21 protein-coding genes are annotated in these 19,878 nt (G+C 61.5%); all 21 read right to left on the reverse strand.

What is annotated here, in order from left to right:
- Nucleotides 1–11: 11 nt before the first annotated feature.
- The 21 genes from flhB to M1D99_RS21985 all read right to left on the reverse strand — a co-directional run bounded on the left by flhB (nt 12) and on the right by M1D99_RS21985 (nt 19,793).
- A complete protein-coding gene (flhB, locus tag M1D99_RS21885; protein WP_434571657.1) occupies nt 12–1,148 on the reverse strand; it encodes a flagellar biosynthesis protein FlhB in 1,137 nt (378 codons plus the stop codon).
- A gap of 3 nt (nt 1,149–1,151) precedes the next feature.
- Nucleotides 1,152–1,934: a flagellar biosynthetic protein FliR gene (gene fliR, locus M1D99_RS21890; protein ID WP_186704678.1), complete on the reverse strand. Its 783-nt coding sequence runs from the start codon at nt 1,932–1,934 to the stop codon at nt 1,152–1,154.
- 4 nt (nt 1,935–1,938) lie between these two features.
- The gene (gene fliQ, locus M1D99_RS21895) at nt 1,939–2,208 is read right to left on the reverse strand and encodes a flagellar biosynthesis protein FliQ (RefSeq protein ID WP_038858957.1); all 270 of its coding nucleotides are present in this window, start codon (nt 2,206–2,208) and stop codon (nt 1,939–1,941) included.
- Nucleotides 2,209–2,231: 23 nt separating this feature from the next.
- On the reverse strand, nt 2,232–2,981 hold the full coding sequence (fliP, locus tag M1D99_RS21900; RefSeq protein ID WP_186704677.1) for a flagellar type III secretion system pore protein FliP: 750 nt from the start codon (nt 2,979–2,981) through the stop codon (nt 2,232–2,234).
- Complete coding sequence (gene fliO / locus M1D99_RS21905) at nt 2,981–3,418, reverse strand: flagellar biosynthetic protein FliO (protein WP_186704676.1); 438 nt, start codon at nt 3,416–3,418, stop codon at nt 2,981–2,983. Before fliO ends, fliP begins: the two co-directional genes overlap by 1 nt.
- The gene (fliN, locus tag M1D99_RS21910; RefSeq protein ID WP_053120289.1) at nt 3,419–3,877 is read right to left on the reverse strand and encodes a flagellar motor switch protein FliN; all 459 of its coding nucleotides are present in this window, start codon (nt 3,875–3,877) and stop codon (nt 3,419–3,421) included.
- Between the two features lie 59 nt (nt 3,878–3,936).
- Nucleotides 3,937–4,905 (reverse strand): flagellar motor switch protein FliM, encoded by a 969-nt coding sequence (gene fliM / locus M1D99_RS21915; protein WP_186704675.1) that lies wholly within the window; start codon nt 4,903–4,905, stop codon nt 3,937–3,939.
- Between the two features lie 9 nt (nt 4,906–4,914).
- Nucleotides 4,915–5,421: a flagellar basal body-associated protein FliL gene (gene fliL, locus M1D99_RS21920; protein ID WP_186704674.1), complete on the reverse strand. Its 507-nt coding sequence runs from the start codon at nt 5,419–5,421 to the stop codon at nt 4,915–4,917.
- Between the two features lie 224 nt (nt 5,422–5,645).
- The gene (locus tag M1D99_RS21925; RefSeq protein WP_434571662.1) at nt 5,646–7,019 is read right to left on the reverse strand and encodes a flagellar hook-length control protein FliK; all 1,374 of its coding nucleotides are present in this window, start codon (nt 7,017–7,019) and stop codon (nt 5,646–5,648) included.
- Between the two features lie 89 nt (nt 7,020–7,108).
- Nucleotides 7,109–7,453 (reverse strand): Hpt domain-containing protein, encoded by a 345-nt coding sequence (locus M1D99_RS21930; protein WP_186728619.1) that lies wholly within the window; start codon nt 7,451–7,453, stop codon nt 7,109–7,111.
- A 31-nt stretch (nt 7,454–7,484) separates the two neighbouring features.
- On the reverse strand, nt 7,485–9,191 hold the full coding sequence (locus M1D99_RS21935) for an ATP-binding SpoIIE family protein phosphatase (protein WP_250961946.1): 1,707 nt from the start codon (nt 9,189–9,191) through the stop codon (nt 7,485–7,487).
- A 5-nt stretch (nt 9,192–9,196) separates the two neighbouring features.
- Nucleotides 9,197–9,502, reverse strand: coding sequence for an STAS domain-containing protein (locus tag M1D99_RS21940; protein ID WP_186704670.1), 306 nt, complete (start codon nt 9,500–9,502; stop codon nt 9,197–9,199).
- Between the two features lie 102 nt (nt 9,503–9,604).
- Nucleotides 9,605–10,054: a flagellar export protein FliJ gene (gene fliJ / locus M1D99_RS21945; RefSeq protein ID WP_186704669.1), complete on the reverse strand. Its 450-nt coding sequence runs from the start codon at nt 10,052–10,054 to the stop codon at nt 9,605–9,607.
- A gap of 6 nt (nt 10,055–10,060) precedes the next feature.
- Complete coding sequence (fliI, locus tag M1D99_RS21950; protein ID WP_186704668.1) at nt 10,061–11,419, reverse strand: flagellar protein export ATPase FliI; 1,359 nt, start codon at nt 11,417–11,419, stop codon at nt 10,061–10,063.
- A complete protein-coding gene (gene fliH, locus M1D99_RS21955) occupies nt 11,409–12,248 on the reverse strand; it encodes a flagellar assembly protein FliH (protein WP_434571666.1) in 840 nt (279 codons plus the stop codon). Before fliH ends, fliI begins: the two co-directional genes overlap by 11 nt.
- Before the next feature lie 7 nt (nt 12,249–12,255).
- Nucleotides 12,256–13,275: a flagellar motor switch protein FliG gene (gene fliG, locus M1D99_RS21960; RefSeq protein WP_003184041.1), complete on the reverse strand. Its 1,020-nt coding sequence runs from the start codon at nt 13,273–13,275 to the stop codon at nt 12,256–12,258.
- Nucleotides 13,268–15,052: a flagellar basal-body MS-ring/collar protein FliF gene (gene fliF / locus M1D99_RS21965; RefSeq protein ID WP_186704666.1), complete on the reverse strand. Its 1,785-nt coding sequence runs from the start codon at nt 15,050–15,052 to the stop codon at nt 13,268–13,270. The genes fliG and fliF overlap by 8 nt, the downstream gene beginning before the upstream one ends.
- Before the next feature lie 15 nt (nt 15,053–15,067).
- Complete coding sequence (fliE, locus tag M1D99_RS21970; protein WP_003199082.1) at nt 15,068–15,394, reverse strand: flagellar hook-basal body complex protein FliE; 327 nt, start codon at nt 15,392–15,394, stop codon at nt 15,068–15,070.
- Between the two features lie 215 nt (nt 15,395–15,609).
- Nucleotides 15,610–16,992 (reverse strand): sigma-54-dependent response regulator transcription factor FleR, encoded by a 1,383-nt coding sequence (fleR, locus tag M1D99_RS21975; protein WP_207966021.1) that lies wholly within the window; start codon nt 16,990–16,992, stop codon nt 15,610–15,612.
- A 5-nt stretch (nt 16,993–16,997) separates the two neighbouring features.
- Nucleotides 16,998–18,206, reverse strand: a complete 1,209-nt coding sequence (locus tag M1D99_RS21980; protein ID WP_458130771.1) for a sensor histidine kinase — start codon at nt 18,204–18,206, stop codon at nt 16,998–17,000.
- A 111-nt stretch (nt 18,207–18,317) separates the two neighbouring features.
- Nucleotides 18,318–19,793 (reverse strand): sigma-54 dependent transcriptional regulator, encoded by a 1,476-nt coding sequence (locus M1D99_RS21985; protein ID WP_003199076.1) that lies wholly within the window; start codon nt 19,791–19,793, stop codon nt 18,318–18,320.
- Nucleotides 19,794–19,878: the final 85 nt, after the last annotated feature.

Below are 19,878 nucleotides of genomic sequence, written 5' to 3' on the forward strand. Positions count from 1 at the left end.
CCGATAAGCACTCAAGTGTCACGCCGCAAATCCGGCGGGATCGGCAAATCCTTGAGCGGCTCAGGGCGCTTACCCTTGCCAGCGCGGTGCTGGCGGATCTGGTAGACGTAGGCCAATACCTGCGCAACAGCCAAATACAGCCCCCCAGGGATTTCCTGGTCGAGTTCGGTGGAGTAATAAATCGATCGCGCCAACGCCGGGGATTCGAGCAGCATCACTTCATTGGCCACGGCGATCTCACGGATCTTCAGTGCCAGGAAGTCACTGCCCTTGGCCAGCAACACGGGAGCGTTGCCTTTTTCGGGGTCGTACTTGAGGGCGACAGCGTAGTGCGTCGGGTTGGTGATGACCACATCGGCATCGGGGATTGCCGCCATCATCCGCCGCTGGGAGACCTCGCGCTGCAACTGGCGGATCCGTTGCTTGACCTCCGGTTTGCCTTCCTGATCCTTGTGTTCGTCGCGTATCTCCTGCTTGGTCATCATCAGCTTCTGCTTGCTCTGATAGAGCTGGATCGGCACATCGATCGCAGCAATCAGGATCAAGCCGCAGGCCATCCACAACGTGCTCCAGCCCACTAACTGCACGCTGTGGATAATGGCCTGTTCCAGCGGCTCATGGGCAATGCGCAGCAGGTCATCGATGTCAGCCTGCAAAACCGTCAACGCGACAAAAAGAACCAGGAAGAATTTTCCGAGGGCCTTGAGCAGCTCCATCAACGCATTGGTGGAAAACATCCGCTTCAGACCGCTGGCCGGGTTCATTCGACTGAACTTCGGCGCAAGGCTTTTGCCGGCGAACAGCCAGCCACCCAAGGAAATAGGACCAATAATGGCGGCCAGCAGCAGAAATATCAGCACTGGCTGCACCGCCAGAATCGCGATCTTGCCGGAATGCAGCAAATATTGCCCCATCGCCTCCGGACTGAGCAGCACCTCACGAGGCAGGGAAAAATTAAGCCGCATGATTTCCAGCAGATCCAACGCCAGCCCCCCGCCGTAGATCAGCAACCCGCCCGCCCCGGCCAGCATCACCGCCAGCGTATTGAGCTCCTTGGATCGGGCGATCTCGCCCTTTTCACGGGATTCGCGCAGGCGCTTTTCCGTGGGGTCTTCTGTCTTGTCCTGACCACTCTCGCTCTCGGCCATGGTTCAGCGTGCCTGTGCCATGTCGCGCAGCAGCTGCAAGGCCTGGGTGGCCAGCGGCTGATACTGGTTGAGGATATCCCCCAGGCTGACCCAGAAAATCACCAGGCCCAGCACCAGGGTCAACGGGAAACCGATGGAGAAAATATTCAATTGCGGCGCCGCCCGGGTCATCACGCCAAACGCGATGTTGACCACCAGCAACGCCGTGATCGCCGGCAATACCAGCACCATCGCGGCGCCGAGGACCCAGCCGAGCTTGCCGGCGATGTCCCAGAAATGATTGACCAGCAATGCGCTGCCCACTGGCATGGTGGTAAAGCTCTCGGTCAAGACCTCGAACACCACCAGATGTCCGTTCATGGCGAGGAACAACAGGGTCACCAGCATCGTCAGGAACTGGCCGATCACCGCGGTGTTGACGCCGTTGGTGGGGTCGATCATGGACGCGAAGGCCATGCCCATCTGGATCGAAATGATTTGCCCGGCCACCACAAAGGCCTGGAAGAACAGTTGCAGCGAGAACCCCATCAAGGCACCGATGAGAATCTGCTCGGCCACCAGCATCAGCGCACTGAGGTCCAGGGCATTGACCGGCGGCATCGGTGGCAGCCCAGGTGCGATAACCACCGTGATCGCCAGGGCGAAGTACAAACGCACCCGAGTTGGCACCAGTGTCGTGCCGAAGATCGGCATGCTCATCAGCACCGCGGTGACGCGAAACAGCGGCAGAATGAATGATGCCACCCACGTGCTGATCTGGGTGTCCGTCAGCTCGAGCATCGACATGGGGTCAGCCGATCAACTGCGGAATACTGCCGTACAACTGCAGGATGTATTCCATGAAGGTCTGTACCATCCAGGGGCCGGCGACGATCAACGTCACCAGCATCACCAACAGGCGCGGCAGGAAGCTCAAGGTCTGTTCGTTGATCTGGGTCGCAGCCTGGAACATCGCCACCAGCAAGCCCACCAGCAGGCTGGGGATCACCAGGATGGCAACCATCATAGTCGTCAGCCAGAGCGCTTCACGGAACAGGTCTACCGCTACTTCAGGCGTCATATTGTCCTACCCGTACAAGAGGCCTAAACACCGCCGAAACTGCCCGCCAGGGTACCGATGATCAGCGCCCAGCCATCCACCAATACAAACAGCATGATCTTGAACGGCAGGGAAATGATCAGCGGCGAGAGCATCATCATACCCATGGCCATCAGTACGCTGGCGACCACCAGGTCGATGATCAGGAACGGGATGAAAATCATGAAACCGATCTGGAACGCGGTCTTCAGCTCGGACGTCACGAACGCCGGCACCAGGATGGTCAGCGGTGCCTGGTCAGCACTCGGGATGTCGGTGCGCTTGGACAGGCGCATGAACAATTCCAAGTCACTGCTGCGAGTCTGGGCCAGCATGAAGTCCTTGATCGGCACCTGGGCCTTGGCTACGGCATCCTGGGCGCTGAGTTGTTCCGCCAGGTAAGGCTGCAGCGCATCCCGGTTCACCCGGTCGAACACGGGCGCCATGATGAACATGGTCAGGAACAGCGCCATGCCAGTGAGGATCTGGTTCGAGGGGGTCTGTTGCAGGCCCAGGGCCTGGCGCAGGATCGAAAAGACAATGATGATCCGGGTGAAGCTGGTCATCAGCATGACGAACGCCGGAATGAAACTCAGCGCGGTCATGATCAGCAGGATCTGCAGGCTGACCGAGTATTCCTGGGCCCCTTCGGCGTTGGTTCCCAGGGTGATCGCCGGGATCGACAGCGGGTCCGCGGCGAACGCCAACGGTGCGGCCAGCATCAGGGCCAATGCCAACAGAATGCGCAACGGCATTACTTTTTATCCTTCTGGTCTTTCCCCAGCAGCTCCATGAGGCGCTGGGCAAATTCGGGGCTGGCCGACTCGGTGGAGGGTACCTGTACCGGCTCCTTGAGGACGTGCAACGCAGTGATGGTGCCCGGGCTCAGGCCCAGCAGGATCTGCTCGTTGCCGACCTGCACCAGCACCAGCCGGTCGCGCGGCCCGAGCGCACGGGAACCGACGATGTCGATGACCTGGCCCTTGCCGGCCGGCCCCGCCTGTTGCACGCGCCGCAACAACCAGGCGAGAAAGAAGATCAAGCCCAGCACCAGCAGCAAGCCGAGCACCAGTTGCGCCAGTTGCCCGGCGATCCCCGTGCCCGACGTCGGCGCAACGGCGGCCGTGGCAACCGGTTCGGCCGCCAGCACGCTCAAGGGCAGCATCGACGCTGCGGCGAGAAAACCTTTCACTCAGCGCAGCTTCTTGATGCGTTCGCTCGGGCTGATCACGTCCGTCAGGCGAATGCCGAACTTCTCGTTGACCACCACCACTTCGCCATGGGCGATCAAGGTGCCGTTGACCAGCACGTCGAGCGGCTCGCCGGCCAGGCGGTCCAGCTCGATCACCGAGCCCTGGTTGAGCTGCAGCAGGTTGCGGATGTTGATATCGGTGCTGCCCACTTCCATGGAGATGGACACCGGAATGTCGAGGATCACGTCCAGGTTCGGCCCGTCCAGCGTCACCTGTTCGTTGCTCTTGGGCACGCTGCCAAACTCTTCCATCGGCAAGCGATTGGAGCCGTGGTTACCGCTATCGGCGGCCAGCAAGGCATCGATGTCAGCCTGCCCGGCATCGCCGGTTTCTTCCAGGGCCGCGGCCCATTCGTCGGCCAGCGCCTGGTCATCCTGGGTGTTCATATCGTTAGCCATCATTTGTCCTCGGCGGGCAAAAATCAGTTAGAAACGCAAACATAAAAATTCGACACCGCTCAGCGGCGTTCGATCGGCTCGATCACCTGCAACGCCAGGTTGCCTTTGTGAGAGCCCATCTTGACCTTGAAGGCCGGTACGCCATTGGCGCGCATGATCATTTCGTCGGGCATCTCGACCGGAATGATGTCACCCGGCTGCATGTGCAAGATGTCCCGCAGGCGCAGTTGGCGCCGGGCGACCGTCGCGCCGATCGGCACATCGACGTCGAGCACGTCCTGGCGCAAGGCGTTGATCCAACGTTCATCCTGGTCGTCGAGGTCCGACTGGAAACCGGCGTCGAGCATTTCCCGCACCGGCTCGATCATCGAATACGGCATGGTCACGTGCAGGTCGCCGCCACCGCCATCGAGTTCGATGTGGAAGGTCGAGACCACGATGGCTTCGCTCGGCCCGACGATGTTGGCCATGGCCGGGTTCACTTCCGAGTTGATGTACTCGAAGTTCACTTCCATGATCGCCTGCCAGGCTTCCTTCAAATCGATGAAGGCCTGCTCCAGCACCATGCGCACCACTCGCAGCTCGGTCGGGGTGAATTCGCGACCTTCGATCTTGGCGTGACGACCGTCGCCGCCGAAGAAGTTGTCCACCAGCTTGAACACCAGTTTGGCGTCGAGGATGAACAACGCAGTACCGCGCAACGGCTTGATCTTCACCAAGTTGAGGCTGGTGGGCACGTACAGCGAATGCACGTACTCGCCGAACTTCATCACCTGCACGCCACCCACGGCCACATCGGCCGAGCGGCGCAGCATGTTGAACATGCTGATGCGGGTGTACCGGGCGAAACGCTCGTTGATCATTTCCAGGGTCGGCATGCGTCCGCGAACGATGCGATCCTGGCTGGTCAGGTCGTAGCTTTTGACGCTGCCCGGTTCAGCAGCGTTTTCGGTCTGTACCAGACCGTCGTCGACACCATGCAACAGCGCATCGATTTCGTCCTGGGACAGCAGGTCCTGCACGGCCATGTCGTGTTCCTACTGCAATACGAAGTTAGTGAAGAGCAACTGTTCGATCACCACTTTGCCGAGCTCTTTCTGAGCCACTTCCTGCACGCTGGCCGTGGCTTTCTGGCGCAGCATTTCCTGGCCGACGGGGGTGGCCAGGGTGTCGAAACTCTGTCCGGAAAACAGCATCACCAGATTGTTGCGAATCAGCGGCATGTGGACCCGAAGCGCTTCCAGGTCAGCCTGGTTGCGCCCCTGCAACGTAATGCTGACCTGCATGTAGCGTTGGCGACCGTTCACGGTGTAGTTGGCCACGAAGGCCGGCGCCATCGGTTCGAAAATCGCCGGCTGCTTGCCCACTGGCGCGACTTCGGCCGCTGCCGCCGCCGGCTTGCTTTGAGCGCTGTGCATGAAATACCAGGTTGCCCCCACGGACACGCCGATCGCCAGGAGCAAACCCACCACGATCATGATGATCAGCTTGAGTTTGCCTTTGGTTGCAGGGTCTTTTACAGCTGCTGCTTCGCTCTTCGCCATGCCAATAATCCGTCACTAATCGGGGTTTTCACTGTTGCACGGCAAGGCTGGAGCAAGTGTTATGCCAGAAGAGGAAGGACGACCTCAGATGCAATCTTCAAATGCCAGAAACCAATGTGGGAGCGGGCTTGCTCGCGAAGGCGGTGTTTCAGTCGACGTAGCTGTTAACTGACACACCGCCTTCGCGAGCAAGCCCGCTCCCACAGGGGGAAAACGTCATTGGATCAGGCGTAATAGTCGACCGCGCTGGTGCCGATGACGCTGGTCGTGCTGGCGGCCACTTCAGCGATGCTGGCCGCAGTGGCTTCATCCCCGGCTTCCACCGGTCCACCGGAAGAGGTCGAACGCCCCGCCCGGGCCTGCTGCTGGGCTTGCTGCTCCTGGTTCTGCGAACCACGGGATTGGTCCGACACGCTGACGTCGACCTGGCCCATGCCCTGTTGGGCAAAACTGTCCCGCAGGCGATGCATCTGGCCTTCGAGGGCTTCGCGAACGCCGGAGTGGGCGCTCATGAAGGTGACCTGGGTCTGCTGGTCCGGCACCATGTTCACCCGGATATCCAGGCGCCCGAGTTCGGCGGGCTGCAATTGGATGTCGGCCGCCTTGAGATTGACGCTGGACAGGTACATCACCCGGTTCACCACCTCTTCGGTCCAACCGCTCTGGTTCATTGCGATAGGTTGGTTGATCGGCACCGCGTTGGCGGTTTTGGGCGTGGCGGCCTGGGTCAGTGCAGCCAGGCGGTTGGCGAAATCGTCTACGCGGGTGTCACTGGACGCGGCGCCCAAGTCTTTGAGGCCCTCGCTGATCAAGCCGCCGAAGGCCTTGTCACCGCCCTGGCTGCCGGACTCCGTGCTGTTCTGGTCGGCTTGCACGCCGAGCATGCTGGCCATGCCGGCGGCGAAGGTCTGCGCTGAAGTCGGCTCGCCGTCGAGCGACGCCGGGGCAGCGCTCTTGGGCTGCGCCTGGCTGCTGGCGGAAACATGACCGCTCTGCTCCATTGCCAAGCGCAAGGCGGGCAATGCGTCGAGCGGATCGGCTTGTGGATCGAAGGCTGGATCGACGACCGGAACCGCAGGCTGGGCCGGTGCGGCCAATGGGACAACCGGTGCCGCGACCGCAGTCGTTACCTGAGCCTCAGCCGTAACCACTACGGGGGCAGGTTCGGCCGGGGCTGTCGCGACCGGCACCGCCATGTCCGTCAGCGCGCCTGGGTCGAGGCTCGGATCGACCGGTGCCGCATCCGCCACCGGCGCTTGAGCCGCGTCGGCATCGTTATCGCTGGCCGCTTTGTCGTCGGTGCTGGCCGGTTTGTCCGCGGGCAAGGGTTTGCCGCTATCGGCAACAGTCGGTTCCGGGGCGGCGGGGGTTTCGTTGCCGTCGTCTTTTTTGACGGTGTTGTCAGCGGCCTTGTCGCGCGCCGGTTTCACCACGGGCTCTGGGGCCGCTGCGGCTTTGGCAGGTGCCTGCTTGGCGAAGACTTGAGCGAAGCTGGAGGCTCTATCCCCGAGGTCCGGGGCCGCTGCCGGTGAATTGACGGCGGCCTGGGGCTTGGCCTGGACGGAGGCCTGGAGCAATGAATTAGGGGTGACGGGCATAAAAAGGTCTCCGCTGTACTGGAATCATAGGTACAGTCGAGACTAGGCAATGCAAGGCACGGGCCAACGTTTTACCCGACCGTCAAATCTCAGCAGTGGAAACCTTCACGCTCTTCCCGGCACAGCTTGCGGACATGGGCGAATTCGCTGTCGATTTCGTTGACCAGATTTTCGATGCCGCCCAATGACGGCTGCTTGGCACGCTGTTCCAGCTCGCCGCACAGCTCGGCCAGGCGAATGGCGCCCATGTTGCTGCTGCTGCCCTTGAAGCTGTGGGCGGTGGCGCTCAGTTTTTCAGCGTCCCGTGCTTCATGCAGCACGCGCAAGCGAGCCTCGGAGTCGTTGAGAAACGTATCCAGCAACTCCGGATACCCCTCCTCCATGACTTCCTTCAACGTGCTAAGCACGTCGCGGTCCAGATGAATCTCGTTCACTTGTTCGCTCCCTGATCAAGAATGGCCCCAATTATGCCAGAGCCTCCCAGAAAAACTCCACGCGCGCACTACGACCATCGTCTGACCAACTGGCCTGATGGCTCAGTTGGCGAACCAGGCTCACGCCGCGCCCCGACAATCGATCACTGTCCACGGGCCGTGCCAGCACCCGGGCGACATCGAACCCTTCGCCACTGTCTTCGACTTCGATGGCCAGGCGTCCGCCCTCGCCGTTTGGCGAAACGTGCAAGTGCACCCGCACGTAACCGTCGCTCAACTCATCCAGGCGCGTATTGCGCTCCCTGTAGTAGCGGGCGAAACCCGCCGCATCACGCTTGAGACTCGAATCGAGGCCCAGCACCCCGTGATCCAGGGCATTGGAGTAGAGCTCCGACATGACGCTGTAAAGGGCGCCACTCTGCGCCCTGAGCCCATGCACCTCCAGCAGCAACTGCAACAGGTAGGGCATCGGGTTGAAGCGCTTGAGGGTCTGCGCACGGAACTCGAAGCTCACCGACCAATCCAGCGGGCTGGACTGGCCGCTATCGGAATAGACCGGTGGTGGCGGATTGAGTTGCGTCGGAGCGACCAGCCGCACCTCGACCATGCTGAAGTCGTCACGGGCCTCACCACGAAAATCCAGCAGCGCCTGCTGGATATCTTCAAAAAGACGGTCGGGCTCACGGTTGGCCGAAAACACCTGCTGCAACCGCTCCACGCCAAACGGCTGGTCGTCGCGGTCACTGGTCTCGATGACGCCATCGGACAGCAGGAACACCCGATCCCCCAGCGACATCGGATGCACTTCGGTGCGGTCATCGAACAACTGCGGGGTGAGCACGCCCAATGGCAAGTGCCGCGCCGGCAAAGGCGTGCGCACGCCGCTGAGGCTGTCATGCAGGTAACCATCGGGCATGCCGCCGTTCCAGATCTCCACCGTGCAGCGCTGGAAGCTCAGGCATAACAGCGTCGCGCAGCAGAACATATCCACTGGCAGGATGCGTTTGAGCTTGGCATTCATCTCCCGCAGGATTTGCGCCAGCCCATAGCCCTTGGCCGTCATCCCGTAGAACACTTCCGCCAGGGGCATCGCGCCGACCGCCGCCGGCAAGCCGTGCCCGGTGAAATCCCCCAACAGGATGTGCATGTCGCCGGCCGGGTTGAACGCGGCCAGCAGCAGGTCGCCGTTGAACAAGGCGTAGGGGGATTGCAAATAACGGATGTTCGGCGCGCTCAGGCAACCGGAGTGGGCGATCTTGTCGAACACGGCCTTGGCGACCCGTTGTTCGTTGAGCAGATAATCATGGTGCCGGGCGATCTGGTCGCGCTGTTCCACCACCGTGGCCTGCAACCGGCGCAAGCGGTCCATGGCCTTGATCTTGGCCGTCAGGATCACTTGGTTGTAGGGTTTGGCCAGGAAATCGTCGCCACCTGCTTCCAGGCAACGGGCCAGGGCTTCGCTCTCAGTCAGCGAGGTGAGGAAAATGATCGGGACCAACTGGTCCCCGGCCAACTGTTTGATTTTCTGCGCCGCTTCGAAGCCGTCCATCACCGGCATCATCGCGTCCATCAGCACCAGGTGCGGACGCTGTTGCAGATAGACATCGACCGCTTCGGCGCCATCGGCCGCCGTGAGCACATGGTGGCCCTGGCGGCGGACAATGGTCGACAGCAGCAGTCGATCAGCGGCGCTGTCTTCGGCAATCAGGACCGTCAGTGGCTCCGACGACGATTGCATGGCGATCAACTGATGTCGAACAGCTTGTCGAAATTGGAGATCGCGAGGATTTTCTTGACGTCGCTGCTGCTGTTGACGACGCGGATATCCGACTGGTCGCCACCGGCATGATCGCGCAACAGCAGGAGCATGCCCAAGGCGGAACTGTCGAGGTAGGTGGCTTCTTTCAAATCCACCACGATGGAGTCAGGTTTCTTGTGGAGCCGCTCATAGGACTCACGAAACTCCTGATGCCGCCCGAAATCGAATCGACCCTTGATCGAGATCGTCAGCTTATGCCCATCGGGGGATACTTCGGTAACGACTGACATGATCGGCTTCCTTGTCATGGACATACGTGTACAAGGTGTAGCATCTGGTAAAGGTCTGAGCAAGGTTTTGCCTCGTTCATCCGACAAAATCCTCGTTTCCCATCAGTAGGGATTCTGCCGCGGCAGGCGCTGGGACAATTCATCGAGCAATTTCTGTTCGCGCTTGTCTTCCAGTTGCCGCGCCTCATCGATATAACGCTGCACCAGTTTGCGCAGCCCTTCGACTCGGGCGAATGCTTCTTGCCAGCTCTGGCGGGCCTTCTCCAGGTTGTTCTGGTGCCAGACCAGGCTCTGGCGCTGCTGATCGATGGCCGTGCCCAGTTGCGCAAGAAATCCTTGGTAACCCAACAACCACTGCCCCGACACCCCGTGGGCGCCACGGGCGATCCACTGTTCTTGATATTCGAGTCGAAAGTTCTCGAGGTCTGCCAGCTTGCTCTCGGCAACGGCCACTTGCCCCTGGAAATACGCCAGGCGCTGGACGGCGGTCTTCTCGGCCTTTTCCGCCATGTCCACCACGGGTGCCAGGCGTGCCGCACGACTCGTGGCCATGGTCGGTTATCCGCCAGCGACCGGAGCGAAAATGGTCTGCAGGTGCGCCTCGCTGGCCCCCATGCCGATATTGTCGTTCAGGCTCTGGCGCAGATAAACGGCCATCGCCGGGTAAAGGCTGATGGCGGTGTCGGTTTCGCGGTCGCCACCAGGTACATAGGCGCCGACGCTGATCAAATCGCGGCTTTGCTGGTAGCGCGACCAATATTGCTTGAACTGCTGGGCACGCCTCATATGCTCGGCACTGATCACCGACGGCATGACCCGGCTGATGGACGCCTCGATGTCGATGGCCGGGTAATGCCCTTCTTCGGCCAGGCGCCTGGACAGCACGATGTGGCCGTCGAGTACGCCCCGGGCCGAGTCGGCGATGGGGTCTTGCTGGTCGTCACCTTCGGACAGCACGGTATAGAACGCGGTGATGGAACCGCCGCCCTTTTCCGCATTGCCGGCGCGCTCGACCAGTTTCGGCAGCTTGGCGAACACCGAAGGCGGATAACCCTTGGTGGCCGGCGGCTCGCCGATGGCCAGGGCGATTTCCCGCTGGGCCTGGGCGAAACGAGTGAGCGAATCCATCAGCAACAGGACGTTCTTGCCCTTGTCGCGGAAATACTCGGCGATACGGGTGCAATACATCGCCGCCCGCATACGCATCAGCGGTGCATCGTCCGCTGGCGAAGCCACCACGACCGAACGCTTGAGCCCTTCCTCGCCGAGGATGTGCTCGATGAATTCCTTGACCTCACGGCCCCGCTCGCCGATCAGCCCCACCACGATAATGTCGGCTTCGGTGAAGCGGGTCATCATGCCCAGCAGCACACTCTTACCTACGCCGGTACCGGCAAACAGGCCCAGGCGCTGGCCGCGACCGACCGTCAACAAACCGTTGATGCAACGAATGCCCACGTCCAGCGGCACGCTGATGGGGTCACGCTTGAGGGGGTTGATCGTCGGGCCGTCCATCGGCACCCAGTCTTCGGCTTTCATGCCGCCCTTGCCGTCCAAGGCCCGTCCGGCCCCGTCCAGAACGCGCCCGAGCATGCTCATGCCCATGGGCAGGCGACCGTTGTCGGCCAGGGGCACCACCCGCGCGCCGGGGGCGATGCCGGCGACACTGCCCACCGGCATCAAGAAGACCTTGCTGCCGGAAAAACCCATGACTTCGGCTTCGACCTGCACCGGGTGGTAGCTGTCGTCGTTGATCACCATGCAGCGGCTGCCCATGGCGGCACGCAGGCCCTCGGCTTCGAGGGTCAAGCCAACCATGCGCAGCAAGCGACCTTCCAGGATCGGCTGGCCGGCCAGCTCACTGGCCTCGGCGTAGCTGCCCAGGCGCTTGCCGAAGCTGGTTCGCTCAAGGCGCATCGCGGCTGTCCAGTACAGAAGTATCCAATTCAGGCACGTCCAATTCCTCCTCGACCGTCGCCACGTCACCCTGGAGTTCGTCCGGCAACTCCAGGCTCAGGTCGGCGGCGGCCGGGTGCAGGGCCTGTTCGTGTAGCTGGTCGAACAATTTGGCCATGATCTGGCTGATGCGTGTTTCAACCGTGGCGTCGATGCGGCTGTGTTCGGTTTCCACCCGACAACCGCCCGGCAGCAGTGTCGCATCCTCGACGATGCGCCAGGTTTCCTCATGGCGCTCGCGCAGGGCCTTGACCAGTTCGAAATCCTGGGGATTGATGTACAGCCGCACATTGCCCACGCCCAACGGCAACAGCTTGAGCGCTTCACGCATGACCTGTTCGATCTGGGTCGAATCGATGGCCAGCTCGCGCTGGATCACTTGTTTGGCGATGTGTTGCACCAAACCCACCAGGGATTTCTCGATCTGGGTGTCCTGCTCGGCAATGGGGTCGAACAGGTTGAGCATCAGCGATTCCAACGCGCGAAGCTTGGCCGTCAACGCCACATCGGCTTCCTGGCGGACCTTGAGCGTGGTGCTGTGGAAGCCCTCCTTTTCGCCCACGGCGAAGCCTTCGTTATAGGCTTCCTGGCGAATGCTCTCGACTTCCTCGAGGGTCAGCGGCTGGACTTCTTCCAGCGGCACCTCTTCCATCTCCGGCAGTTCCTCCACGGGCTCCGGCTCAGGCTCGGGCACGTGGGGGTCGAAGCTGGGCAGCGACCAGACGTCGAAATTACTGACGTCTCGGCCGCGGATCAGGTCGCTGGGTGCTTCATCACTCTTGGCAGACATAACGACCTTAGATCATCTCTTCGCCGCCCTTGCCACCGAGAACAATCTCCCCGGCTTCGGCCATGCGGCGGGCGATGGTGAGGATTTCCTTCTGTGCGGTTTCCACGTCGCTGACGCGCACCGGGCCCTTGGCCTCGAGGTCGTCGCGCAACAGTTCGGCCGCTCGTTTGGACATGTTCTTGAAGATCTTTTCCTTGACGCCTTCGTCCGAACCCTTGAGGGCCAGCACCAGCACGTCGGACGACACTTCGCGCAACAGCGCCTGGATGCCACGGTCGTCGACATCGGACAGGTTGTTGAACACGAACATGAGGTCTTCGATCTGACCGGACAGGTCTTCGTCGACTTCGCGGATCGAGTCCATCAACTGACCTTCGATCGAACTGTCGAGGAAGTTCATGATGTCCGCCGCGCGCTTGATGCCACCCAAGGTGGTGCGCGAGGCATTGGAGTTGCCCGAGAACTGCTTCTCGAGAATCTGGTTCAATTCTTTCAGGGCCGCCGGCTGCACGGTGTTGAGCGACGACACCCGCAGGATGATGTCCAGGCGCACCTTGTGATCGAAGTTGCCGAGCACTTCACCAGCCTGGTCGGGGTCGAGGTAAGCCACCACGATCGCCTGGATCTGTGGGTGCTCGTAACGGATCACGTCGGCAACCGCCCGCGGCTCCATCCACTTGAGGCTGTCCAGGCCGCTGGTGTTGCCACCCAACAGGATCCGGTCGATGAGGCCGTTGGCCTTGTCCTCGCCCAGTGCCTGGGTGAGCATCTTGCGCACGTAGTCGTCGGAACCGACGCCCAGGCTGGTCTGATCGCCGACGATGTCGACGAATTCGCTCATCACCTGCTCGACCTGCTCACGGTGCACGTTGCCCATTTGCGCCATGGCCACGCCCACGCGCTGGACCTCTTTGGGGCCCATGTGACGCAGCACTTGGGCGGCGTCGGTCGAACCCAGGGACAGCAGCAGGATCGCGGCTTTGTCGACCCGGGACAATTTGGCAACAGCGGCTCGATTATCACTCATCTGCGTTAATCCACTCTTTCACGACCTGGGCCACACGACCCGGGTCTTCTGCCACCAGACTCTTGATGGCGTTCAACTGAGCGTCGTAGCCTTCGCTCGGGCTTGGCAGCAGGATGCTCTGCGGCCCGCCGAGGCTGACGCGATCGTTGGCCAATTCGCCATCCAGGCCGCCCATGCCTCCCAGCTCGACATCGCCCAAGCCTGCCAACTGCTTGTTCTTGCCGCCACCAGTGATGTTGTTCAGCACCGGACGCAACACACCGAAGACCAGTATCAGGATGAACAACACACCCAATACTTGCTTGACCACATCCCAGAACCAGGGTTGCGAATAAAACGGAATGTCGGCGATTTCTTCACCGCGCTCCAGGGAGAACGGCACGTTGATCACACTGACGCTGTCGCCACGGCTGGCGTCGAAACCGACCGCGTCCTGCACCAGGCGAGTGAAGCGCGCCAATTCGTCGGCGGTCCACGGCGCACGGCTGGTTTCGCCGTTGGCCGGGTTGACCTTGACCTGGTCGTCCACCACCACGGCGACCGACAGGCGATTCAAACGGCCCTGCTGCTGCTTGGTGTGGCTGATGGAACGGTCGAGCTCGAAGTTCTTGGTCGATTGCTGGCGCTTGTCGGCCGGGTACGGCGCGAGCATCGGCTGGCCGGTGGCCGGATCCATGATTTGCTGGCCATTGGCATCGATCAGCGGCTGGCCTGGCTGCACCATGCCGGCGGCCGCCGTAGCACCACCGGTGGTTTGCGGCGCGCTGGCCGGCGACGGCGGCTGGTTGCTCAAGGCACCGGGCACGCCCTGCGGGCCATTGCTGGCGGTACGCTGCTCGTTCACCGACTGCTCGCTGCGCAACGCCGGTTGATCCGGGTTGAACTGCTCGGAAGTCGATTCGACGGCGCTGAAATCCACATCCGCGGAGACTTCGGCCTTGTAGCGACCATTGCCCAGGATAGGTTGCAGAATGTTATGTACCCGCTGGGTGAACATGCCTTCCATGCGACGGCTGTAGTCGTATTGCTTGCCGGCCATGGTCAGTTCGGAATTTTCCGCCTGGTCGGACAGCAGGTTGCCCTTCTGGTCGACCACAGTGATCTGCGACTTGCTCAGCTCGGGTACGCTGGTCGCCACCAGATTGATAATGGCAACGACCTGGCCTGGCTCAAGGGAGCGGCCGGAATACAATTCGACCAATACCGAAGCGCTCGGCTTGCGCTCATCGCGCACGAACACCGAACTTTTCGGAATCGCCAGGTGCACACGGGCGCCCTTGACGTTGTTCAGGCTGGAGATGGTCCGTGCCAGCTCACCTTCCAGGCCGCGACGATAACGGGTCGCTTCCATGAACTGGCTGGTGCCCAGGCCCTGGTCCTTGTCGAGGATCTCGAAACCGATGTTGCCATCGGTCGGCGTCACGCCAGCGGCGGCGAGCTTGAGGCGCGCACGCGCGACATCGTCGGCCTTGACCAGCAAGGCGCCAGAGTTGGGTTCGACGGTGTAAGGAATGTCGGCAGAAGCCAGGGTCTCCATGACTTGCTTGGCATCCATGCCCTCCAGGCTACCGTACAACGGACGGTAGTCTGGCTGCTGGGACCACAACACCACGGCGAAACCAATCGCCACGCTGGCAGCCAGGCCGACCAACAGGCCGACCTGACGCAGCATGGTCATCTCGGAGAGATTTTCCAGGAAGGACAGACCGAACAACGGCGGTTTGCCGTCTACCGGAGTGGCCTTGGCTGGAACGTTATCAACGGCTGCTTCTGCCATGACTCAATAATTTCCTTAAACCGGCATCTGCATGATGTCTTGGTAGGCCTGAACCAGTTTGTTGCGAACCTGGGTCAGCGCCTGAAACGAGACACTGGCTTTCTGCGAGGAGATCATTACGTCCGTCAGGTCGACGCCACTTTTGCCAATCTCGAAAGCACTGGCCAACTGGTTCGAAGCCTGCTGGGTATCGTTCACTTTATTGACGGCCTGACCGAGCATGTCGGAAAAGCTGCTGCCACCCACCTGGGGGACCGCGACCGATTTAGGCTGGGCCATGGCGTCCATTTGCATGGCCCGCATGTCCAGCATCAACCGATTAAATTCAATACCTTGGCTCATGGTCTACTCTCTCTGGCGGCCCGCGTTTTTTTGACACTTACTCAGCGGGTACGTAGGTATTAGCAACAAGGGTGCCAGCTCCATGGCCGCAAAAAACAAATGCATGTGGGAGCGGGCTTGCTCGCGAAGGCGGTGGTTCAGTCAATGCAACGGTGACTGATAAAGCGCTTTCGCGAGCAAGCCCGCTCCCACAAGGGATATTCGGTGCACATCATTCAACTGGCGAACAGATAAGCCTCGACATCCATGCCGGCGTCGCGCATTTGCGCCAGCTTGTAGCGCAGGGTGCGCGGGCTGATGCCCAGGCGTTCGGCCGCCTCCTTGCGACGACCGCGTTCGGCGCGCAGGGTATCGATGATCATCTGGAACTCACGGCGTCGCAGGTCGTCTTCCAAAGCACCAACCGAGTCGCCCTCGACATCCGGGGCTGCTGCCGGTGCCGGCGTCAAGGCTGGCAATGGCGCACAGGCCACCGGCCCGGCCAGGCAGAAATCCTCCGGCTGGATCAAACCGCCTTGCTGCAGGATCAGGGCCCGCTGAATGGCGTTATCCAGCTCTCGGACATTGCCCGGCCACGGGTAGGCAACCAGACAGGCCCGGGCTTCGGCTGAAAGCCGCGCCGCCGCGTGCTTCATTTTATTGACGTGCTTGTTCAGCAGGCGCTCGGCCAGCGGCAGGATATCGGCGGTGCGCTCGCGCAACGGACGCCAAGCCAGCGGAAATACCGACAGGCGGTAATAGAGGTCTTCACGGAAACGCCCCGCCGCCACTTCGCCGGCCAGGTCGCGGTTGGTGGTCGCCACCACGCGGATGTCCAGGCTGATGGGCTTGCGGGCACCGACCCGCTCCACTTCCCGCTCCTGCAATACCCGCAACAGCTTGGCTTGCAGGCCCAAGGGCATTTCGGAAATCTCATCGAGCAAGATCGTGCCACCGTCGGCCTGCTCGAACTTGCCGGCCTGGGCGGCAATGGCGCCAGTGAACGAGCCTTTTTCGTGGCCGAACAGCGTCGCCTCGAGCATGTTGTCAGGAATCGCCGCGCAATTGATGGCGATAAACGGTTCCCCGGCACGCCGGGATTGTTGATGGATGTAGCGGGCCAGTACTTCCTTGCCCGTACCGGATTCGCCGGAAATCAGCACCGTCGAATCGCTGCGAGCCACCCGCGCGGCCAATTCCAGCAGCTGCGCGCTGGCCGGTTCGATGGCCACCGGGCCTTCGCCCTCCACCGCCAGACTGCCCAAGGCATGACGTGCGACCAGGTCCAGCAGCGCCTTTGGCTCGAACGGCTTGACCAGGTAATCCGCCGCGCCCTGGCGCATGGCATCCACCGCTCGCTCGACGGCCCCGTGAGCCGTCATCAGCAAGACCGGCAGTTGCGGCTGACGGGCGCGCAACAGGCCAAGCAACTGATGACCATCCATGCCCGGCATGTTGACGTCACTGACCACCAGGCTGAACGCTTCCCGGCCGACCGCCAACAGCGCTTCTTCCGCCGAACCGACGGCGGCGTAATCGTGCCCGGCCAGCACCAGCGTATCGGCCAGCGCCTCGCGCAGGGCCCGATCATCCTCAACCAGCAACACCTTGATCGCCATTGTGTTCACTCCACCCCCGGCGCGTTGGAAAACAGCGGCAAGCACACCGTTGCGCAGGTGCCACGGCCCAGCCGCGAGCGCAGCTGCAATTCGCCCTGGTGAGCACGGGCCACGGCCTTGACCACGGTCAGGCCCAGGCCAGTACCGGTGGTCTTGGTGGTAAAGAATGGCTCGCCCAGGCGCGCCAGCACGGCCGGCTCGATACCGCTGCCGTTGTCGCTGACCGACAGGCGCAAGGTGTTGTCTCGTGTGTATAAGTGCACTTTCAGCCGGGCGTCGCCACCGCTGGCCTGAATCGCGTTTTCGATGAGGTTCAACACCGCGCCCACCAAGGTGTCGCGGTTGCACAATACTTCGCCGACGTGGCTGTCGCACTGCCAGCGGATCGGCAATTGCTGCACATGGGTCAATGCCGCGGCTTGCAGCGATTGCAGCAAGGCCTTGGGGCTGACGCGGTCAGTCAACGGCAGCTCGCCGCGGGCGAACACCAGCATGTCGCGCACTTGGTGTTCCAGCTCGTGCAGGCGCTCTTTCAAGCGCCCAGCAAAGCGTTGCTGGGTTTCCACTGGCAATTGCTGCTCGGTCAGATGACTGGCGTAAAGCAGCGCGGCGGAAAGCGGGGTACGAATCTGGTGGGCCAGCGAGGCCACCATCCGCCCCAGGGAAGACAGGCGCTCATGCCGCGCCAATTGGTCTTGCAGGTGACGGGTTTCAGTCAAGTCGTTGAGCAGTACCAACTGTCCAGGCTCGGCATCCAGCGAGCGCGTCGAGATGGACAGGCGCCGACCGTCCTTGAGGGACACTTCATGGCCATCGTCTTCCCGGGGCGCAAAGCAGCGGGCGATAACGTGCCGCCACAGCTCGCCTTCCAACGGCAGGCCGAGCAATTCGCAGGCCGCTGGGTTGGCTTCGCGCACGAAACCGTGGGCATCGATGACGATGACGCCACCCGGCAAGAGGTCGAGGAGGTTTTGCAGCCGATTGGCCAGGCGTTCCTTTTCCGCCAGCTCCTGCATGCGCTGGGCGCTGACCACGGCCAGCTCACCCTTGAGTTCGGTGACCCGGGCTTCGAGCAGGCTGTAGGAATCCGTCAGTTGGCTGGACATCTGGTTGAACAGCGAAAATGCCTGCTCAAGTCCAAGCCGGCTCGCCTGTTCGGCGGACGACAGGTGTCCCGGCTCGGGGACAGGCGACATCTGGGCGGCTTGGGTCATCGTGCTCTCTCGCTTGGCTGACCGTCAGTTAAACGGAACGTTGCGAGGGCTATAGCAATACCCGTGCCGAAAAAAAAACCGCCTGAAAATCAGGCGGTTGGAAAACAGGCGTCAATCATCCGCCTGTTCATCTCCTTCGCGACGGCTCATGCCGTACTTGCGCATCTTCTCCACCAGGGTGGTACGGCGGATGCGCAGGCGTTCCGCCGCGCGGGCCACGATGCCGTTGGCATCGTCCAAGGCCTGCTGGATCAGCCCTTGTTCAAGGCCTCCCAGGTAATCCTTGAGGTCCAAGCCTTCGGGCGGCAACAAGGCATTGGCGGTGAAGTCCGGCGTGTGGCCGTTGATCGCCACCCGCTCCTCCAAGTCGCTGCGCAGGCTGTCGACCATTTGCTCGTCTTCGTCGTCGACGTAGCGGAATTTCTTCGGCAGTTCGTTCACGCCGATCACCCCGTACGGGTGCATGATCGCCATGCGCTCCACCAGGTTGGCCAACTCACGAACGTTGCCCGGCCAGCCATGGCGGCACAGGGACATGATCGCCGCCGAGTTGAAGCGGATCGAACCGCGCTTTTCGTGCTCCATGCGCGAAATCAGCTCGTTCATCAGCAACGGGATGTCTTCGACACGCTCACGCAGTGGCGCCATCTCGATCGGGAAAACGTTGAGGCGGTAATAGAGATCTTCGCGGAAACTGCCGACCTCGATCATGCTCTCAAGGTTCTTGTGCGTGGCGGCGATGATGCGCACATCGACGCTCTGGGTCTTGTTGCTGCCCACACGCTCGAAGGTGCGTTCCTGCAGGACGCGCAACAGCTTGACCTGCATCGGCAGCGGCATGTCGCCGATTTCGTCGAGAAACAGCGTGCCGCCGTTGGCCAGTTCGAAACGCCCGGCGCGGCTGGTGATTGCGCCGGTGAAGGCGCCCTTCTCATGACCAAACAGTTCGCTCTCCAGCAACTCGGCCGGGATCGCGCCACAGTTGACCGGCACGAACGGCGCTTCGCGGCGCTTGGAGTGATAGTGCAGGTTACGCGCAACCACTTCCTTGCCGGTACCGGACTCGCCCAGGATCAGTACGCTGGCGTCGGTGTCGGCGACCTGCTGCATCATCTGGCGCACATGCTGGATCGCCCGGCTGGTGCCAACGAGGCTGCGGAACAGGTTGGGTTCGCGATGCCGACCGCGCTCGCGGGCCTGATCGTACATCTCACGATAAACCTGCGCGCGATGCAGCGAATCAAGCAGCTTGCTGTAGCTGGGCGGCATTTCGAGGGTGGAAAGCACCCGGCGACGCTGGTCCTCAGGCAAGTCAAGGGAAGAATTTTCGCCCATTAACAAAACCGGAAGGAACTCATCCCAGGTTGAGAGTGTCTTTAGCAAGCCCAAAAGCGTTGCGGGAGCATTTACGGTCCCGATAAGGACACAAATGACTTCACGACTGGACGACAATGAGCCGACAGCCTGCTGCCAGTCATGGCTTCCGCAGGGTAAATTTTCTTCGCCAAGAAAATTCAGGATCACCGCCAGGTCGCGGCGGCGGACGCTATCGTCATCGATCAGGAGAATTTTGGTTTCACGCCACATGCAATAGCAACTTCCCTAGTCAACCCAATGCCCAAAAATTAGGGGGCAAGCTAGACGCTTGCAGACTTGTTATGCCTGTAGACGC

This window comes from Pseudomonas sp. R3-41, assembly GCF_054161485.1.

Excerpts from the sequence above, each read along its gene's own strand:
- fliJ (WP_186704669.1), bottom strand. The coding sequence starts at position 10,054 with ATGGCCACGAGTCGTGCGGCACGCCTGGCACCCGTGGTGGACATGGCG.
- M1D99_RS21935 (WP_250961946.1), bottom strand. The coding sequence starts at position 9,191 with ATGCAATCGTCGTCGGAGCCACTGACGGTCCTGATTGCCGAAGACAGC.
- fliG (WP_003184041.1), bottom strand. The coding sequence starts at position 13,275 with ATGAGTGATAATCGAGCCGCTGTTGCCAAATTGTCCCGGGTCGACAAA.
- fliQ (WP_038858957.1), bottom strand. The coding sequence starts at position 2,208 with ATGACGCCTGAAGTAGCGGTAGACCTGTTCCGTGAAGCGCTCTGGCTG.
- fliR (WP_186704678.1), bottom strand. The coding sequence starts at position 1,934 with ATGTCGATGCTCGAGCTGACGGACACCCAGATCAGCACGTGGGTGGCA.
- fliL (WP_186704674.1), bottom strand. The coding sequence starts at position 5,421 with ATGGCGAAGAGCGAAGCAGCAGCTGTAAAAGACCCTGCAACCAAAGGC.
- fliI (WP_186704668.1), bottom strand. The coding sequence starts at position 11,419 with ATGCGCCTTGAGCGAACCAGCTTCGGCAAGCGCCTGGGCAGCTACGCC.
- flhB (WP_434571657.1), bottom strand. The coding sequence starts at position 1,148 with ATGGCCGAGAGCGAGAGTGGTCAGGACAAGACAGAAGACCCCACGGAA.
- fliH (WP_434571666.1), bottom strand. The coding sequence starts at position 12,248 with ATGTCTGCCAAGAGTGATGAAGCACCCAGCGACCTGATCCGCGGCCGA.
- M1D99_RS21985 (WP_003199076.1), bottom strand. The coding sequence starts at position 19,793 with ATGTGGCGTGAAACCAAAATTCTCCTGATCGATGACGATAGCGTCCGC.
- fliF (WP_186704666.1), bottom strand. The coding sequence starts at position 15,052 with ATGGCAGAAGCAGCCGTTGATAACGTTCCAGCCAAGGCCACTCCGGTA.
- M1D99_RS21925 (WP_434571662.1), bottom strand. The coding sequence starts at position 7,019 with ATGCCCGTCACCCCTAATTCATTGCTCCAGGCCTCCGTCCAGGCCAAG.
- fleR (WP_207966021.1), bottom strand. The coding sequence starts at position 16,992 with ATGGCGATCAAGGTGTTGCTGGTTGAGGATGATCGGGCCCTGCGCGAG.
- fliM (WP_186704675.1), bottom strand. The coding sequence starts at position 4,905 with ATGGCCGTGCAGGACCTGCTGTCCCAGGACGAAATCGATGCGCTGTTG.
- M1D99_RS21940 (WP_186704670.1), bottom strand. The coding sequence starts at position 9,502 with ATGTCAGTCGTTACCGAAGTATCCCCCGATGGGCATAAGCTGACGATC.
- fliE (WP_003199082.1), bottom strand. The coding sequence starts at position 15,394 with ATGAGCCAAGGTATTGAATTTAATCGGTTGATGCTGGACATGCGGGCC.
- fliP (WP_186704677.1), bottom strand. The coding sequence starts at position 2,981 with ATGCCGTTGCGCATTCTGTTGGCATTGGCCCTGATGCTGGCCGCACCG.
- M1D99_RS21980 (WP_458130771.1), bottom strand. The coding sequence starts at position 18,206 with ATGACCCAAGCCGCCCAGATGTCGCCTGTCCCCGAGCCGGGACACCTG.
- fliN (WP_053120289.1), bottom strand. The coding sequence starts at position 3,877 with ATGGCTAACGATATGAACACCCAGGATGACCAGGCGCTGGCCGACGAA.